We start from the raw sequence: 18128 nt of genomic DNA on the forward strand, positions 1-18128 counted from the left end.
ATTGGTGAAAATGGACATGCCCAGGTGGCGAAATTGGTAGACGCACCATCTTGAGGGGGTGGCGAGCAATCGTAGGAGTTCGAATCTCCTCCTGGGCACTTTTGAATTCTGAATTTTCAATGCTGAGTTTTGAATATAATTCAGAATTCAAATTTCAGAATTCAGAATTTCCTGCCCACGTGGCGAAATTGGTAAACGTTGCGGTCTCAGAAGCCGTTGGAGTTATATCCTTGGGAGTTCGAGTCTCCCCGTGGGCACTTTCAGATGTACAATTTACGATTTACAATTTTCGATTGTGGTACATCCGTGTTTCTCATTTCTCTATTTGTAAATTGCACATCGTAAATTGTAAATTTCCCTGTGGACAGTTCTTCTGTTGAAATAAAAAACAAGCGGGCTTCATTCGAATACGCTTTCCTTGAAAAATTCATTGCAGGAATGGTGTTGCGCGGATCTGAGATCAAAGCGATCCGTCAGGGAAAAGCAACGATCACCGATGGTTTCTGTGTTTTTGCCAATGGGGAATTGATCGCGAGAAATCTCCAGATCAATGAATACGAAAAAGCTTCTCACTTTTCTCATGCGCCGAAAAGCGACAGGAAATTATTGTTGAAGAAAAGCGAGTTGAAAAAACTGGAGGAGAAAATGAAAGACAAAGGTCTCGCCATAATTCCTCTTAAACTTTTCATCAATGAAAAAGGATGGGCAAAACTGGAGATCGCTTTGGCAAAAGGAAAAAAACAATTCGACAAAAGAGCGGACATCAAGAAAAAAGATCTCGAACGGGAAACGCAGAGAAGATTCAAATAAAAAAGGCTGCCCATAAAGACAGCCCTTTTTATTTTCAATGGATCAATGCTTATTGAAAGTGGAAGTTGAGGCGAAGAGCGCCTGTTCCTGATGCGAATGCATTACGATCTGTGTCGAGCATGAAGGAACCTGATTTTCCGCCGGTCCATGTTTGTGTACCAACAGCAGGGCCTGCACCGCCAACACTTTCGAGATCGGTTGTGCTTGCTCCGGTCATTGAAAATCCAATTCCCCATCCGAATTCTGCACCGATGGAAACTTTAGGAATGATGAAATACTCAGCGCCAATGAAACCACGAAGTCCGAATCCAATTGTAGAACCGGATTTCCAGGAAGTGATACGTGCAGCATTACCATAAGTATCGGTTGTCATATTAGAACCGAAGTTGGTAGTTGTTGCAGCGCTTGGCATAATAGGAGTAGCTCCGCCTGCGAGTGCATTGCCATAGGTGTAAGTGTCTTTCGATCCACTCATCCAGAACATGAAGTCTGCACCATAGAATCCCTGCAAACGTGTTTTGCCTTTACGCATTTCCATACCAGCTCCGAGTCCAACGAAATGAGAGCTTGCTTTCATTTCATCTGTCTTCATAGTTGGAACAGTTGGATAAGTCGGAGGTGTAGTTTGTGTTGCATCTCCGATCATAGCAGTGCTATGACTGTTATCCATTCCGATGCGGACGATTCCGCGATATGCGCTTTGATCAGAAGTGTACATCTTTCCGATGATCGTCTGATTTGCATTGAGGAAATTCCAGGTTGGAGCGACGTTGAGGCCATTTCCTCCAATGAGATTACCCATGTAATTCAATACCGGGGTAGCGTCGATTCCGATTGACCAATCACCTGATTCAGGAAGATATGTCTCTCCCTTTTTGTTCTCAAGTTGCGCAAATGCTGTTGTAGCACCAAAAGCGAGGGCTGCAACGAGTAATGCTGATTTTTTCATAAGATGTGGTTTTGGTTTACTTGTTTAGGTTAAGGTGCTTTTGCACCGATTCCAAAGGTATCTGATTATGGGGTTACATTCCTTTGTTAACACTACAACACTTTTTCACGACTTTATGTTAATAACCTTCGCCCTTCCATTCCTTTTCACCCAACATAGGCACGAATCTGAACTGACCCATTTTACTAATAATGAGCGAACTATCTTCTTTTTTTTCAATTAAAGTCATTTCTTGTATATCGCCGGGGCCAATTGGGATGACCATTCTTCCACCTGGCTTCAATTGAGAAACAAGGTCACCTGGAATTGAAGGAGCCCCGCACGTGACCAATATTTTATCGTAAGGTGCATAAGCTGGAAGTCCTTTATAACCGTCGCCGAAAAAAAAATTCGGGGAATAACCGATAGATGGAAGGAAGGTTTTTGTTTTTTCATAGAGAACTTTTTGTCTCTCTATGGTATAAACTCTGGCTCCTAATTCAAGAAGTACTGCACTTTGATAACCCGAACCCGTTCCAATCTCCAGGATCTTCTCTCCTTTTTTTAATTCTAATAATTCCGTTTGAAATGCGACGGTGTACGGTTGCGAAATGGTTTGGCCGGAACCAATAGGAAAAGCATTATCCTCGTAAGCATATTTCACAAAAGCATTATCGGTAATAAAAAAGTGGCGTGGAATTTTACCGATCGCCGTAAGTATGCGCTCATCTTTTATTCCTTTTTTGCGCACCACTTCTACAAGAAGTTTTCTCAATCCTTTATGCCTGTAATTGTCTTCCATCTTAACCGACCGATAACATTTTGTTGTTGATAATTGCAAAATTACGGCAAACCGAACAAGTCCTCTCAATATAATTTTGTAAAAAATCAGGAAGTCAGTGTTGAAAATAGGATTGATCGGTAATGAACTTCATTGTTCTGCTTATGAAAAGGCGATCAGGAATTCTGCACATTCGTTATTGAGGTCATCAACCGTAAGAATTAGTTCCGGAAAAATTTTCAGCGAAGAAAGTGGTTCTTCTGAGGAAGAAGATCGATTCATTGCGTCGAATGATGTGATAATGGTTACTGATGTACACCCGCAATTGAAAAAGATAGCCGAGAAAACTATTCGTGCAAGCCGGCACCTTTTACTTCAGGATATTTCCTCATTAACTGTTCGTGATCTCCGTAAACTGGTGACGCTCGAAGAAGAGGCGGATGTTCGCGTGCAGGTAGGAAATAATCCGCGTTACGATCAGTCGTGGTCTTTTATTAACGCACACGCAAAGGATCCTATGCTGATAGAAACGCACCGCCTTACTGAATTTGATCCTGAACATTCACGTTTTTCTGTTGTTCATGACCTGATGATACACGATATAGATATGACACTTCAACTGGTGCGTTCCCCGGTAAAAAAAATCAGCTCATCAGGAGTGGCGGTACTCACCGACTCCACTGATATTGCGAATGCGAGAATAGAATTTGATAATGGTGCTGTTGCTAATCTTACTGCAAGCCGGATCTCGGAAAAACTTATCTGCAAAGCAAGATTTTTCAGAAAAGATTCTTTCGCAACGGTGGACTACATCAACAATTTATTCAGCGTGGTCAACAACGAACAAAATCAGAAAAATGATATTAATTCAAAACTTGATTATAATAAATATTCTTATTTGAATTCCAATGTTTTAAGCAATATAGAAATTCCTTTATCAAATCGAATTCTTAATTCACTCAACAGCTTCGCGGAAAGCATCATTAATTCGTCGGTGCCTCTTGTTACCCTTGACGATTCTGCAAATACCCTTGAAGTAGTGAACCGGATCAACGATCAGCTCAAACTGAACACTAATTTTGCGGGCCATACAATAACCGCCTGATCTCTGCGTTTATTTGCAGGCCCTGCATGAAACATTTTTCCGCTGCGACGTTAAGGAAATTTTTTCCTGTTCTCTTTCTTTTCGGAATTTTTTCCGGATGCAGGATTATTAATCCTGCTGAAGATATTCCCTCTTACATTCACATTGACAGCATTACGCTTTCTACTTCGGGAAACCAGGGAAGCAACTCCTCAAAAATTACGGACGCATGGATTTTTGTGGATTCAAAACTCATTGGAGGATTTGAATTACCCTGTACGGTTCCTGTTCTTGCTGATGGAACTCATCACATCCTGATCCGCGCTGGAATAAAACAGAACGGCCTCTCTTCTACCCGCGCAATTTATCCTTTCTACAAAGGATGGGAAGGTGATGTGGCGCTTACAAAAGCAACAGTGACTACCATTAATCCGGTTATCTCTTATTTTCCAGGGCTCGATTTCAGTTCCACCTGGATGGATAATTTTGAAGTTGCATACGGCTTTACTGCAGATACAATTTATCATTCGCAAATCACGCTTTGCGATTCCCCATATGTATTCGAAGGATTGCATTCCGCTTACATACGCCTGAGCGCCGACACCATTCAATTCATTGGCCGCTCTCCTATTTCCTATTCTTTTCAGGGCGCAAGTGATGCTTATCTCGAAATGGATTACCGGTGTAATATTCCGTTTACCGTGGGACTTGTTAACGGATTCAGTTACTACCCGTGGGCGACAGTTGGAGAAAGTGAAACGTGGAATAAAATTTATATCCGGTTGAATGATGCAGTAGTGGTTAACGGATCTTACCAGGTTTACATCGGCATGTTTAAATTTCCTGATGTCGCCGAACCTTATCTCTATGTCGATAATATTAAGTTGCTCAAATATTGATTATGAACAAACGATTACAGGTTGCGAAATATTTACTGAGTGATACCGTGTCTGCCGCAGCCGCCTGGTTCCTTTTTTATTCTTACAGGAAGATCAGTTTAGAATCTGTAAAATTCGGTGAACACGTTCCCGTCATTCTTAATCACAAATTCTGGGAAGGTCTCATCGGCGTTACACTTTTCTGGATCTCCTTTTATGCATTAACAGGAACTTACCGGAATATTTTCCGCAAATCAAGATTGAGAGAATTCGGACAAACTCTTCTGCATTCGGTGATCGGGGTTCTTATTATCTTTTTTGTTCTGCTGCTGGATGATGTTGCAGTCATGAGTTACAAAACTTATTACCTCACCACATTCACTTTACTCGGCACCCATTTTATTCTTACAGTTACAGGACGACTCCTGCTTTCATCGGTCACCAATACGCGCATACGCAACCGCAAATATGGATTCAACACTATTCTCATTGGAAGTAATGCAAATGCGCTGCGGCTTTTTACAGAACTTGAAGGACAGAAAAGTTCGTGGGGAAATAAATTTGTCGGATTCGTACACGTGGATGAAAGGAATGGATATTCCGAAGAATTAAAATCGCGGGTACAGCATCTGGGTGAAGTCGATCACCTGAACGAGATCATTGTGCGCGAGCGCGCGGAAGAGGTGATCATTGCCATTGAATCGTCGGAACATGATCGGTTGAACAACATCATCAATATGGTGACCAACCTCAACGTGCTTATTAAAATTGTTCCCGACATGTATGATATTCTTTCCGGACAGGTGAAGATGAGTTCCATTTACGGCGCACCGCTCATTGAAGTGAATCGCGAGATCATGCCCGCGTGGCAACAATCGCTGAAACGATTCCTGGATGTAAGCGTTTCTCTTTTCGCACTCACTGTTTTATCACCCATTTATATAATCGTCGCGCTCTGTGTGAAATTTTCTTCACGAGGCCCGATATTTTATAATCACGAGCGAATTGGTTTGCACGGAAAACCATTCATGATCCACAAATTCCGTTCGATGTATATGGATGCAGAAAAAAGCGGGCCGGCATTGTCCAGTAAAAACGATCCGCGCATTACTCCATTCGGAAAATTCATGCGCAAATCGCGGCTCGACGAACTTCCGCAATTTTACAATGTGCTCATCGGTGAAATGTCAATGGTTGGTCCGCGGCCTGAACGACAGTTTTTCATTGACCAGATACTCAAAAAAGCGCCGCACTATCGCCATCTTCACAAAGTAAAACCGGGCATCACTTCGTGGGGACAAGTGAAATACGGTTATGCGGAAAATGTGGATCAGATGATCGAGCGATTGAAATACGATCTTCTTTACATCGAGAACATGTCGCCCTATGTTGATTTCAAGATCATGATCTATACGATACTCATTGTGTTCCAGGGACGGGGAAAATAATTTACAATTTTCGGATTTACAACTTACAATTTGTGACTGGCCTGAAATAAAATTGTAAATCACACATTGTAAATCGTACATCAGCAGTAACTTTGTCGCAAATAAATTCATTATGAAGAATATCACTGTCATCGGATCAGGAACCATGGGAAACGGCATTGCGCACGTTTTTGCTCAATATGGTTATGCAGTTACGCTCGTGGATGTTTCCAAAGAAGCGCTCGACAAGGGAATGAATACGATCACTAAAAATCTCGATCGCCAGGTAGCGAAAGGAAGTTTGAGTGAAGCTGATAAAACTGCAACGCTGGCAAGAATTTCTCCGACAACTGATCTTGCTGCCGGTGTAAAAAATGCAGAACTCGTGGTGGAAGCAGCTACAGAAAATTCAGATCTCAAATTGAAAATTTTCCGTGAGATGGATGCAAATACTCCGGCGAATGCAATACTCGCTTCCAATACTTCTTCTATTTCCATTACAAAAATTGCAGCGGCAACAAAACGTCCGGCACAAATCATTGGAATGCATTTCATGAATCCTGTTCCTGTAATGAAACTCGTGGAAGTGATCCGTGGCTATTCTACAAGTGATGAAGTGACGAACATGATCATGAATTTGTCGCGCAAACTCGATAAAGTTCCCGTGGAGGTGAATGATTATCCCGGATTTGTTGCGAATAAAATTCTGATGCCGATGATCAACGAAGCGATCATCACACTTTACGAAGGAGTTGCCGGTGTAGAAGAAATTGACAATGTGATGAAACTCGGAATGGGCCATCCAATGGGGCCGCTTCGTCTTGCAGATTTCATTGGCCTCGATGTTTGCCTCGCGATCATGCGTGTGCTGCACGACGGATTCGGAAATCCTAAATATGCGCCTTGTCCGCTGCTTGTGAATATGGTGACAGCCGGACATCTTGGAAATAAATCGGGAAAAGGATTCTATGATTATGCGGACGCAAAGAATCCTGTTGTTGCTGAGCGATTCAGAAAAAAAGAACTGGTTTAATCGTCTTCAGTTTTTAGTTTGCTTATAAAAAACGTGCACGTGAATGCACGAACGCATCATGACAAAAAAAATCCTGCCGGAAATTTCAGCAGGATTTTTTTATGTGATACAACTACTCCTTATTTCATTGAATCACCAGCATGATGTATTGCGCTGTCGGCTGCATCAATTACACTGCCGAATGCACCGTGTAACCCTTGCGCCAAATGAACAGCATAACAGATGTAAGCTGCATAAAGGACAGCCGCAATGCCGATGATCAAACCAGCCATAGCAATACCTGCTTTGTGTCCGGCTGCTTTTGATTTTGACATTCCCATGAAACTGAGAATGGTTGCAATGAGAGCGAGTACCGCCCATACAATTCCGAGAATCATTCCGCCACCTGTTGCAGCTGCAGAAACTACTGCGATTCCGCCAACAACAAATCCACCAACGAGGGTGAGAAGTGCGAGAATAAATCCGGTCATACCAAGTCCTTTACCTGGGTTTGGAGAGTTTGATTGGTCCATAGTGATAGGTTTTGTTTTAGGTTTATCCCTTCAGTGTAGAGGGAATGTTTTGTTTGAAAGCAAAAGAAGGCGATTTATCCCAGTTTTCAAATACCCCCACCCTCATTTTATTAACACATTTTCAAGTTTGATTGTCAGCAGATTAATTGCAATTTGTGTAATAACCGGTGGAAATGAATGTAAAGAACGGGGCTGTGGCTATTGAGAATGGAGAATGGAGGGAGCTTGCCCGCCTCTTTTTTGGCGGGGAGTGCGGAGATGCAGCTATGCGTGAATTCTCACAAAAAAGAGGACCGGTAAAAAAAATATTTTTCGAAAAATATTTTCAGAAAGGCCTGCCGCTCCAACTCTTCCAGTGCATCTTCATTGTTTCATCAGCCGTTGCAGTTCTTTTCACTCGCGGATCGGAATAATAATGAGTTCCGTCTGATTTCATTTTGATCGCCTGCGTTCTGTTTCCCGATGTGACCACGAATTCAATTTCTGTTTTACCAAGCAACCTCAGCCATTCCGCCATATCGGCCTTCAATTGTATTCCATTCACAGAAATAATTTCATCGCCAACAGAAAGCCCGGCTTTCTCTGCAGGAGAATGGTAATAAATTTCGGAAACTCTCGTGGCGCCATTCGGCTCCGTGATCTTGAATCCGAAAAGATCTTCGTGCGGCCTGCGCGAATGTGCAAACTCCAGTTCACAACCGATCACAGCGAACGCTTCCCGCAGGACAGGTTCATAATCATTTGCTTTGTAGAAAAAATTATTCCAGTAATAGGAAAAATCTGCACCTGACGTTTCTTCAACGAGTTTTTTGTAATCTGCCTCCGTGTATCCCCGTCCTTTCAATGCAAAATCAGTCCAGAGTTTTCTCATCACATCATCGAGCGATTTTTTTGCTGAAGTATTTTTCCGGATGAAAATATCGGTGACAAAAGCAAGCAAACATCCTTCATGATAAATAGAAGTCTTTCTGTGTGGAGCGCCCGGAACATATCCGTCGAGCCAGGTGTCGAATGAAGATTCCGCTACGGAAAGAAAATAGCGAGCGTGACTTTCAAAATGTTTCTGCATGCGCTCATGAAAAGCAGGCCAGAATTCCTCTTCCGTCCAAACACCGGATCGCAACAGAAGATAATCGCCATAATAAGTAGTCACACCTTCGCACACATACCCGAGGCGCGAATAATTTTCTTTCGTGTAATCATAAGGAAGCATTTCCGCAGGGCGAATGGATTTTATATTCCACGCATGGAATAATTCATGGCAACTCACACCGAGAAATTCATTGTAAACTTCGCCCATCAGTTTGTGAGCCGGGCCGAGTGCGATTACTGTTGATGCGGTATGCTCCACACCATGATGAATGCGCTGGGGCATCACCTGGAAAAGAAAATGATAATGTTCCGATGGAAAAGTTTTGTAAATGCACATCTGCTCATTGATGAAAATAAAAAAATCGGAAATAACAGATGACCATTCCGGTTTGCTCACACCCTGGAACCAGAGGTGGAATTCAACTCCGTCGAGAATAAAATAATTATGCTTGATGGTCGGTGAAGAAATGAACGGACTATCGGCAAGCTCATCGAAATTCTTTGCAAAAAGTTTTTTTTCTCCGTCCTTTTTTAACGCACAAGCCGTTTTCCATCCGTCCGGAATTTTCAATTCAACAGAACATTCTTCATTGATACGATCAGGAATATAAACGCAGCAGTTCACCGGATTGACATACAACTGCGAATCGTCGAGAAAAGTGGAACCTGCATTCAGTTCCGATGCAAAATATTCATAAGTGATCTTCAGCCGCTTCACACCTTTCGTCTTCAATTCCCATTTGTCTTTTGTGATCTTCATTGCAGAAATTTCTTTCCCCTCTTCATTCCATGCCTGAAAATTTCTCACATTCTTTGCAAAATTTCCGAGCTCATAACGCCCCGGCCTCCACGACGGAAGCTGAATGTAAGTGGCCTCACCGCTTATGTTTTCTGCAGTGATCTCAAAATTGATATAACGTGTGGACGGATACTGGAATGAAAGTTTGTAATTCACAGAAAATATTTTGAAAATAATTCAGGATGATCAGCAAACACGGTACACCCAATCGTGGGGATCAGTAATTCTGCCGCGACGAATACTATCGAGTGTCTTTCCGACTTTTTTCGAGAACGACAGATCCGTCAACGCAGGTAATTTAAAATCTGCTCCTTCATAACCGATGTGAGAAATATGCGCAATGGTTGCTGCAGTTCCGGTACCGAATGCTTCCGTGAGTTTTCCGCTTTTCAATCCTTCCTGAACTTCGTCAATGGAAACACGGCGTTCTTCCACCGGCAGATTCCAGTCGCGCGCGAGCGTGAGTACACTATCGCGAGTAATGCCCGCGAGAATGGTATCGCTTAAATTCGGTGTGATCAGTTTTCCATCAATGACAAACATGAGATTCATTGTTCCCGATTCTTCTACGTATTTATGTTCTCTACCGTCAGTCCATATCAACTGATCATAACCGTCTTTTCTTGCAAGCGCAGAAGGATAAAGTGAACGTCCATAATTTCCGGAAGCTTTCACAAAACCTACTCCACCTTCTACAGCGCGGAAAAAAGTTTTCTCCACTTTCACTTTGAGCGGATGATCGTAATAGGCGCCGACCGGTGAAGCAATAATGAGAAACATATAACTGTCGGATGGCTTTACACCAATGTAATCGTCGGTAGCAATGAGAAATGGCCTTACATAAAGTGAACGTCCGTCACCAGCAGGAACCCAGTTCTGATCAAGACGCAATAATTCAACAAGTCCTTCCATGAAAATTTCTTCCGGCACATCAGGCATCGCCATTCTCCTGGCGGAAACATTCAAGCGTTTCTGATTTTCTATTGGGCGAAACAAAAGCACTCTTCCGGAATCAGAGCGATACGCTTTCATTCCTTCGAAAATAGATTGTCCGTAATGCATCATGGAACTTGCCGGGCTCAGCATAAGTTCTCCGTACGGGCGTATGCGCGGGCGCACCCACCTGCCCTCGTGATATTCTGCAAGGAACATGTGATCGGAAAAAACTTTTCCGAATGGGAGATTATTAATATCGAGTCCGGGAAGACGGGAATGAGCAGTTTTCTGGATATCGAGCTTAAGGGTTGCGGTGCTCATAAATTTCCGAATTGAATTATTTCGTGGGAGATGTGTTCTTGACAAATATGCCAATTAATTTTCGTTGAAATTGACGTTTCATGAGTGAAATTCGACAGAGGCATGGATATTGCTGACAAACGATTAATTTTAGTGCTGATAATGATGAAAAGGAATTCAACCCTGCTTTATACGATGATCCTTGTCGTAATGTTCGCCTGCGGATGCGGAGGTTGTCATCATTCTACAAAGTCTCCGGGAGCCGATAAAAAATATGCACCGTGCCATTGCAGTGACCAGTTTTGAGTCGTGAGTGATGATTGTTTTTACATTAGAGAATTCTATTTGTCCCAACCCATTACTCCTAACTCAATACGCATAACTCCTAACCCATTACCTTTACATCATGTCACTCATCAAAGCATCCGGAATAAAAAAATCTTATGGCGATCTGCATGTTCTTCGCGGCATCGATATGGAAATTTCTAAAGGAGAGATCGTTTCTATTGTAGGAGCAAGTGGCGCAGGAAAAACTACTTTACTTACTATTCTCGGCACACTCGACCGCGCTGATGAAGGAAAACTGATCATTGACGGGGAAGAACTGAATAAGCTGAATGGAAAAAATATTTCATCGTTCCGCAACAGGAAGATCGGTTTTGTTTTCCAGTTCCATCACCTGCTTCCTGAATTTTCTGCGCTCGAGAATGTGTGCATGCCTGCGTACATTGCCGGAACTTCAAAACCTGAGGCAGAAAAAAAAGGAAAAGAACTCCTGGCCATGCTCGGACTTTCTGAAAGAGAAACACACAAACCATCTGAGCTTTCCGGCGGTGAACAGCAGCGTGTGGCTGTAGCGAGGGCGCTCATCAATGATCCTGCTGTAATTTTCGCTGACGAACCTTCCGGGAATCTTGATTCTGCAACTTCAAAAGGCCTGCATGAATTATTTTTTCATTTGAGAAAAGAACTGGGACAAACTTTTGTGATCGTCACACACAATGAAGAACTGGCGCGTATGGCCGATCGCAAATTAACCATCAGGGATGGAATCATCATGTGATAATTTGCAAATGAGTCAATGGAGTTCTATCATGAAAAAACTATTTCCATTCATTTTTCTTTTTTTTCTGACAACTCTTTCCTCGTGCAAAAAAAATCCGGATACGACGATGACCTTTCACATCAGCAACAACACCGGCGGATCGTACGTGATCAACATGACGAGTCAATTCAAAAGTGATGTGGAAAGTTCTTCCGCTTCCACATTCGATAAAAGCATTACCCTTTCCGGAGAAAATAATGTGCACGCTTCCAACTGGCAATGCCACGTTACGAACAGCAATAATCTTTCTTCGCACATTTCAATCACTTTGACTTTCGATAATGGAACTCCGCATACGTGTTCCGATACCACTCACGCCGATCTCTGGTGCCAGGGGCAATGAATTCGAAAATTTGAGATTACTGTTTTTTGATTGCAACAATGTCGAATTTCAAATCTTCAAATCATTAAATGACCAGGGACCACACCTTTCGGAGCAGTCCCTGTCGTAAAAAAATTGCAGACCGATAAGCCGGGTTCTGTTTCTTCCTGAGAACAAGTCTCTGAAAGCTTCCGTCATTTCTCTGCTCCCGACATTACTGTCGGGATGTAGCAACCTACCCATCACGTCCCTTCGACAAGCTCAGGGGGCAGCGAACAACTGCGCTATCGTGACTTATTTGGTTTTTCAACACCCGGGGTTTACCAGAACATCTGTCGCCAGATGCGCAGTGCGCTCTTACCGCACTTTTTCACCCTTACTTCCCGAAGCCGAACTTCAGCAAGCGGTTTACTTTTCTGTGGCACTTTCCATAATGAAACATTTCTGTTTCATCTCTTCCCGTTAGGAAGCGGATCGTTCTGTGTTGCCCGGACTTTCCTCTGCTCATTGCTGAACAGCGACGGAATAGTCTGCGTTGCAAAATTAAGAATGATAAATGATAAATGATGAATTATTTTGCTCGCGGTAAATTGGGTTCAATGCATTTTTGTTGCGTTCATAAAGAACAACATTGAATGTTAAACAGACGCTCAAAACAATTCTACTTCCGTTGCACCGAATCCGTATCGCTGAAATGATGCGTCGTGAAAACGAATTCCCTTGTGGTGGGATAATAATTTTCTCACCTCGCTTTTGAGCCGGCCGTTGCCCACTCCGTGAATGAAAATGATACGTTGTAATTTCTGCGCGATGGCTTCGTCGAGTTCCTGCTGCACTTTTTTAAGTTGAATGTCGATAAGCTGTGCATTGTTCATTCCACTGTAATTATCGATCAATTCCTCGATGTGAAGATCAATTTCTTTTTCACTGAATTGATTTTTCTGATGAGGAATAGAAATTTTCCCGGCAGAGATCCGTTGTTCTTTTTCTTTCAGCATCCGGTCAATGTCTTTCTGGGTGACGACCACATTTTCCATTTTATTTTCTTCTTCCATCACTTCCACTTCTGAAATCCATGCACGATTCTCCGTCAGTTCGTTTTCGGTGAATGTAGAATCCCTGAAGAATTTAACGCCGGAAAGTTTCAGCACATCAGAAACCGGGTCGTGATGTTCGTACTGATCTCCACTGAAAAATAAAATATCGGTTTTCAATTGCCCCCAATCGCCTATTTGCTGCGGAGTATATTTTTCCATCTCAAATTCTGTGTGCGGGCGCATTGCGCCTGACTCCATGCACACCCACCCGCGCCCGTGCCTGAGCGAGAGCGTGAAGAAAATATCGTAGGTTGTATTATTACACAACGCCACTGCAATTTTTCCCGCCGAAGGGAAATGCTGGTTTTCCGGTATGAATGCTAAATAGATCCCTTCAGGATAGTTCAACGTTCCTTGTTCAAGGTTCAATGCTCGCGTTTCATTTTCATGTTGAACCTGGAACTTTAAACCTTCAACATCCGGGCTTTCACCTGTTTTTTCTATGGGTGAATCCGGCACAAGTTGATTCAACGGATATTCATACTGAAAACCATCTTCGATCTCCACAACAGCCATGGAAGAGCTGATGATCTTTTTGATCACGCCCCCTCCTTTCTCATTGAGGAAACGGACTTTATCGCCGGTGTGTAAATTCATTGGAGGAGGATTACAGATTTACTACGAGAATACAGATTACAGATCTAAACGGATTTACAGAGCGAAAACTACTCATTCTCTGCATAACTTATTTTCACTCTTAACTCATAACTCATCGCTTATAACTTTCCAATCTTCTTCAAAACACGTTCATACTTTTCGATATAAGTTTCAACCGTTATCTTCTTCGCGAGATCGGCGAACAGTTTGAACGGAATGTCGTCCAATTTTTTCAAACGGACACAACTCTTGCCCATGTCAAGTTTTCCTTTCGATTGTTTCTTGTATTCATCCCGGAACCATTTCAGCAATTTCGAATCCATGTACAAGCCCATGTGGTAAACTGCGAGAAAATTTTTCTGCGAAGCTATGCTCACAAGTCCCAATGGAGTTCCGGGTGAAACATGATAACCTTTAGGATAAGTGGAAAGCGGAATACAATACGTGATCATTCCGTAAGCCATACTTTCTTTATAACCCTCAGGCAGATTTTTTCTGAACGCATTACGTAATTCGGCAAATACTTTTTTCCGGTCAGCAGGAAGTGATTCAATATATTCTTCGGGCGTTGATGCGTTCGATCTCATAGAATTGTTTTTAAGGGCATCTCTAATAACTTCGAACTGCTGCGTTGGGCTATGTCCTCAAAATCCTCATTTACGAATAGTAAATTCCGGTTTTTCGGGCTTGCCCGCCTTGCATTTCTGTGTTTTTAGAGATGCCCTTAATAAAATTACCCCATTCTTTTATTATTCAGCAATGAATAAATCCCGGTATCGAAGAATTTTCCATTGTAAAAATAATTCTCTTTGAAATGCGCTTCTTTTACGAAATTGAATTTTTGAAGCAGGTGAATGGAAACTTCATTCAGCGGATTCACATTCGCCTCAATGCTGTGCAACTTCATCACTTCAAAACCAAAAGCAATAACCCGCTGTATGGCTTCCGAAGCGAAACCTTTATTCCAGTATTCCGAAAAAAGCTGGTAACCGATCTCTGCACGATGATGTTGCGGATTGGTTTTATGAAAACTAATATTGCCGATCAGTTTTTTACTGTCCTTCTCCTTCATTGCCCAGGAGATGACTTCGTTGTTTGAAATTCCATGATCTATTTTACCAATGAGTTCGTGGATCTCTTCCACCGAAGCGGGCGCATCTCGTTCAAGATATTTTCTTCCTTTCGTTTCACAACGCATCCTGAACATCTCTTCGGCATCTTCTTTCACGATCCTGCACAACACCATTCTTTCAGTATGCAACACAGGAAATTCAGAAAAATCGAACTGCAACATCTGAAAATATTATTTCGGCTGATGAACTTTCAGAACACTTTCATAAAGTTCTTCATACATCGGTAAAATATTCCGGATGTCGAATTTTTTTGCCTGGTCGTGCGCCTGTTTTTTGAAGAGCTGAAGATTTTTTTCATCCGAGAGAATTTTCACTGCATTCTTCGCCATATCCTCCACATCACCCACATTACTCGTGTAACCCGAAAATCCATTCACATTCACTTCCGGCAATCCTCCGGTATTTGTGGAGATCACCGGAACATTGGAAGCCATCGCTTCAAGCGCGGCCAAACCGAAACTTTCTGTTTCCGATGGAAGAATAAAAAGATCGGCAATAGCAAGCACTTCATTCGGATACTGCACTTTTCCCAATGAAATAATGTCATCGCATGTTTTCAGTTCGCGGCAGAGTTTTTCAATGTTCGCGCGCTCGGGACCATCGCCCACGAGGATTAGTTTCACTTTTACTTCCTTTCGCACTTTTGCAAAAACACGCAACACATCTTCCACGCGTTTCACTTTCCGAAAATTGGAAACGTGCACAATGAGTTTTTCACCGTTCGGCGCGAAAATATTTTTTTTACACTGATCTGTTTCCACTCCGTAATCTTCGAGACAAATAAAATTCGGGATCACTTCAATTTCACGATCCACTTTAAAATATTTGTACGTATCCCTTTTCAAACTTTCAGAAACGGCGGTCACTGCATTCGAATGATTGATGGCGAATGTAATCACGGGCTCGAAGGACGAATCCCGGCCAACAAGTGTAATGTCTGTTCCGTGCAGCGTGGTAATGAATGGCAATGAAATTCCTTTGTCTTTCAAAATCTGTTGCGCAACGTACGCAGCACTCGCGTGCGGAATCGCGTAATGCACGTGAAGCAGATCGAGTTTTTCATTCTTCACCACGTCCACCATACGACTGCTCAGAACAAGTTCGTAGGGCTGGTAATCGAACAGCGGATAATCGGAAACGGAAACTTCGTGATAGAAAATATTTTCAGTGAACGAATCGAGACGCACCGGCTGACTGTAAGTAATGAAATGAACCTGGTGCCCTTTTTTTGCGAGCGCTTTTCCGAGTTCAGTTGCTACAACACCTGATCCGCCGAAAGTAGGATAACAGACTATGCCAATTTTCATAGGTGAAGATTACAGATAGTACAGAAATACAGATTACGAAAGTTGCGGAATTTCAAGTGTTGCTTTGCAAAGATACACAGGATTGAATCGTATTTTTCTTTTTGGTGTGGTCGTTTTCATTACAAAATTATTTTAAAAAACAAAAGCAAGATCGACATGTCCCCATCCATGCGATCGGCCCGTTCGGAATTCCGGTGAAATAAACTGGTCGGAAAATTCGAGGTGAATTTTTTTCACTGCAAAACCAATTCCTCCTCCCAGCTGAAAAACTCCGCGTGTGAGATCATCTGCACTGATCACGTATGCATTTCCGGGATTCAGAAATCCGCCGCGCAATGTTCCATCGTACGCAACAACTCTTGCTTCTGCATTTGTAAAAATCCAGCATTGCACACGTTGCGATCTTCCCGGCGAATCAAAATAATCATTCATGAAACCAATGCGGTCGAGAATTCCTATTCCTGCATAATCATTCACTGTGCCTGCGTGCAAAGATCCATAACCGATGAGTTCCTCACGTCCGCGCCGCTCTTTGAAAACATCATACGGTTGCGAGCGGCGAATGAGTTCCTTCTGAACTATGAGCGAATAATTGAGCATCAAAGCATTTTTCACCTGGTATTGCCATCCATGAGGTTCCGGGTTGTTCGTGCATTGATGAATGAATTTCTGCGATTCATATCCGTATGCTGCCGGGCCCAATACACCAATATCAATTTCACTTTTCATCCGTATTTCTTTTTCTGTGTTCGCCGAATTCCTGTCCAGCCCGAGGTAAAGTGTTCCCGCAAATGGACGATCACCGCGAAGAATAGTATCCGAGTGAATACTTGTAGGCGTAAATCCCTGCTGGCCATACAAGATTCCGAACGACTCATCATTTCCATTGCTGCATTTCAATAAAATTTTTGACAACGGATTTTTTTTCAGAAACGGAAAATTCATTTCAATGAAAGATCCCTGCGTGTAGTAATAATCGGTTTGCACAAAAACATCATTGTCGTAGCGGATGTTGAGAGAGCGCAACAGTGCAGGTGCAGAACTATCGGAATTCTGCGAGCGTACAGGCACGTGCACGCACGCAAGCGTGGATAAAAGAAGAATGAATTTTATTTTTTTCACGGCGAAACTTACAAAATAACTCATCACACTATGCAGATCCGAAAGAACAAATCAGGGCATCTCTAATAAATTCGAACTGCTGCGTTGGGCTACGTCCTCAAAATCCTCATTTACGAATAGTAAATTCCCGCCTTGCATTTCTGTGTTTTTAGAGATGCCCATTATTTATCCGGACGCCTGGCAGAATATTTTAACTCCATTCGTATATTCGCTTAATCTGTAATTCGTATATCTGTAAAAATCTCTAATCCTCCCTAAATGGACACCAAAGGAAACACACTCAACTGGTTTGAACTCCCTGTAGCTGATTTCGATCGCGCAAAAAAATTCTATGAAACTATTTTCGGAATTACTTTTCACGTCATGGATTTCGGTGGATTCAAAATGGGATTATTTCCTGCTGAACCCGGCAGCGGAAAACTGAATGGCGCAATTTGCCATGGTGAATGGTACAAACCTTCGAAAGACGGAGCACTCATTTATTTCAACTGCAATCCTGACCTGCAGGCTTCCCTCGATAAAATTGAAACGGCCGGCGGAAAAATTCTTCGTCCGAAAACTCAGATCTCTCCCGATTATGGATATATGGCGATGTTCATGGACACGGAAGGAAATCGTGTGGCGTTGCATTCGATGGGTTGAGGTATTGAGGTAATGGGGAGTTATTTTCCCATAAGATTTATTAAGGGTATCTCTAAAAACCTAATTATTAAAAAAAACATATCGCCACAAAGGCACAAGGGCACTAAGAAACACTAAGAGAAAAACTTTATTAATCTTTGTGCCTTGGTGCCTTAGTGGCAAAAAAATTAGTTATTAGAGATCCCCTTAATTAAATAACCAACAACTTAATACCTCAATACCC

At 42.5% G+C, this 18128-nt stretch carries 19 protein-coding genes, 2 tRNA genes and 1 other RNA gene; 11 read left to right on the plus strand and 11 right to left on the minus strand.

What is annotated here, in order from left to right:
• Window positions 1-18 precede the first annotated feature (18 nt).
• The 3 genes from HY064_14715 (at window position 19) to smpB (ending at window position 810) form a co-directional block, all read left to right on the plus strand.
• A tRNA-Leu gene (locus tag HY064_14715) sits at window positions 19-98 on the plus strand.
• A 75-nt stretch (window positions 99-173) separates the two neighbouring features.
• Window positions 174-257 (plus strand) — tRNA-Leu (locus HY064_14720).
• Window positions 258-360: 103 nt separating this feature from the next.
• Window positions 361-810, plus strand: a complete 450-nt coding sequence (gene smpB, locus HY064_14725; GenBank protein MBI3511911.1) for an SsrA-binding protein SmpB — start codon at window positions 361-363, stop codon at window positions 808-810.
• A gap of 49 nt (window positions 811-859) precedes the next feature.
• On the opposite strand, the gene HY064_14730 is transcribed toward smpB, so the two are convergent.
• Together HY064_14730 and HY064_14735 are read right to left on the minus strand one after the other, a co-directional pair.
• Entirely contained in the window at window positions 860-1759 is a 900-nt protein-coding gene (locus HY064_14730; protein ID MBI3511912.1) for a hypothetical protein, read from the minus strand.
• Between the two features lie 118 nt (window positions 1760-1877).
• Entirely contained in the window at window positions 1878-2540 is a 663-nt protein-coding gene (locus tag HY064_14735) for a protein-L-isoaspartate(D-aspartate) O-methyltransferase (GenBank protein ID MBI3511913.1), read from the minus strand.
• A gap of 97 nt (window positions 2541-2637) precedes the next feature.
• Here HY064_14735 and HY064_14740 point away from each other — a divergent pair, with 97 nt between their 5' ends.
• The 4 genes from HY064_14740 to HY064_14755 all read left to right on the plus strand — a co-directional run bounded on the left by HY064_14740 (window position 2638) and on the right by HY064_14755 (window position 6941).
• Window positions 2638-3624: a gfo/Idh/MocA family oxidoreductase gene (locus tag HY064_14740; GenBank protein ID MBI3511914.1), complete on the plus strand. Its 987-nt coding sequence runs from the start codon at window positions 2638-2640 to the stop codon at window positions 3622-3624.
• 26 nt (window positions 3625-3650) lie between these two features.
• Window positions 3651-4502, plus strand: a complete 852-nt coding sequence (locus HY064_14745) for a hypothetical protein (protein ID MBI3511915.1) — start codon at window positions 3651-3653, stop codon at window positions 4500-4502.
• A 2-nt stretch (window positions 4503-4504) separates the two neighbouring features.
• Complete coding sequence (locus HY064_14750; protein MBI3511916.1) at window positions 4505-5929, plus strand: sugar transferase; 1425 nt, start codon at window positions 4505-4507, stop codon at window positions 5927-5929.
• A gap of 112 nt (window positions 5930-6041) precedes the next feature.
• A complete protein-coding gene (locus HY064_14755) occupies window positions 6042-6941 on the plus strand; it encodes a 3-hydroxybutyryl-CoA dehydrogenase (GenBank protein ID MBI3511917.1) in 900 nt (299 codons plus the stop codon).
• A gap of 119 nt (window positions 6942-7060) precedes the next feature.
• Here the strand turns inward: HY064_14755 and HY064_14760 are convergent, their stop codons facing one another.
• From HY064_14760 to HY064_14770, 3 genes are all read right to left on the minus strand, one after another.
• Window positions 7061-7453 carry a hypothetical protein gene (locus HY064_14760; GenBank protein ID MBI3511918.1) on the minus strand — a complete coding sequence of 131 codons (393 nt, stop codon included), beginning with the start codon at window positions 7451-7453 and terminating at the stop codon, window positions 7061-7063.
• Between the two features lie 325 nt (window positions 7454-7778).
• Window positions 7779-9500, minus strand: a complete 1722-nt coding sequence (locus tag HY064_14765; protein MBI3511919.1) for a PDZ domain-containing protein — start codon at window positions 9498-9500, stop codon at window positions 7779-7781.
• A 30-nt stretch (window positions 9501-9530) separates the two neighbouring features.
• Complete coding sequence (locus tag HY064_14770; protein ID MBI3511920.1) at window positions 9531-10601, minus strand: branched-chain amino acid aminotransferase; 1071 nt, start codon at window positions 10599-10601, stop codon at window positions 9531-9533.
• An 84-nt stretch (window positions 10602-10685) separates the two neighbouring features.
• Here HY064_14770 and HY064_14775 point away from each other — a divergent pair, with 84 nt between their 5' ends.
• The 3 genes from HY064_14775 to HY064_14785 all read left to right on the plus strand — a co-directional run bounded on the left by HY064_14775 (window position 10686) and on the right by HY064_14785 (window position 12028).
• Complete coding sequence (locus tag HY064_14775; protein ID MBI3511921.1) at window positions 10686-10886, plus strand: hypothetical protein; 201 nt, start codon at window positions 10686-10688, stop codon at window positions 10884-10886.
• 100 nt (window positions 10887-10986) lie between these two features.
• Complete coding sequence (locus tag HY064_14780) at window positions 10987-11643, plus strand: ABC transporter ATP-binding protein (protein MBI3511922.1); 657 nt, start codon at window positions 10987-10989, stop codon at window positions 11641-11643.
• Between the two features lie 31 nt (window positions 11644-11674).
• Window positions 11675-12028 carry a hypothetical protein gene (locus tag HY064_14785; GenBank protein ID MBI3511923.1) on the plus strand — a complete coding sequence of 118 codons (354 nt, stop codon included), beginning with the start codon at window positions 11675-11677 and terminating at the stop codon, window positions 12026-12028.
• Between the two features lie 109 nt (window positions 12029-12137).
• Here the strand turns inward: HY064_14785 and rnpB are convergent.
• The 6 genes from rnpB to HY064_14815 all read right to left on the minus strand — a co-directional run bounded on the left by rnpB (window position 12138) and on the right by HY064_14815 (window position 17287).
• An RNA gene (gene rnpB, locus HY064_14790) (RNase P RNA component class A) lies at window positions 12138-12544 on the minus strand.
• A gap of 113 nt (window positions 12545-12657) precedes the next feature.
• Complete coding sequence (locus HY064_14795) at window positions 12658-13701, minus strand: DUF2027 domain-containing protein (protein ID MBI3511924.1); 1044 nt, start codon at window positions 13699-13701, stop codon at window positions 12658-12660.
• Between the two features lie 119 nt (window positions 13702-13820).
• Entirely contained in the window at window positions 13821-14288 is a 468-nt protein-coding gene (locus tag HY064_14800; GenBank protein ID MBI3511925.1) for a DUF1801 domain-containing protein, read from the minus strand.
• Window positions 14289-14434: 146 nt separating this feature from the next.
• Window positions 14435-14995 (minus strand): GNAT family N-acetyltransferase, encoded by a 561-nt coding sequence (locus tag HY064_14805; GenBank protein ID MBI3511926.1) that lies wholly within the window; start codon window positions 14993-14995, stop codon window positions 14435-14437.
• Between the two features lie 9 nt (window positions 14996-15004).
• Window positions 15005-16141 carry an N-acetyl-alpha-D-glucosaminyl L-malate synthase BshA gene (gene bshA / locus HY064_14810; protein ID MBI3511927.1) on the minus strand — a complete coding sequence of 379 codons (1137 nt, stop codon included), beginning with the start codon at window positions 16139-16141 and terminating at the stop codon, window positions 15005-15007.
• A gap of 132 nt (window positions 16142-16273) precedes the next feature.
• Window positions 16274-17287: a lipid A deacylase LpxR family protein gene (locus tag HY064_14815; protein ID MBI3511928.1), complete on the minus strand. Its 1014-nt coding sequence runs from the start codon at window positions 17285-17287 to the stop codon at window positions 16274-16276.
• A gap of 234 nt (window positions 17288-17521) precedes the next feature.
• Here HY064_14815 and HY064_14820 point away from each other — a divergent pair, with 234 nt between their 5' ends.
• A complete protein-coding gene (locus HY064_14820; protein MBI3511929.1) occupies window positions 17522-17905 on the plus strand; it encodes a VOC family protein in 384 nt (127 codons plus the stop codon).
• Window positions 17906-18128: the final 223 nt, after the last annotated feature.

The organism is Bacteroidota bacterium, assembly GCA_016194975.1.
In the GTDB taxonomy this organism is placed as follows: domain Bacteria; phylum Bacteroidota; class Bacteroidia; order Palsa-965; family Palsa-965.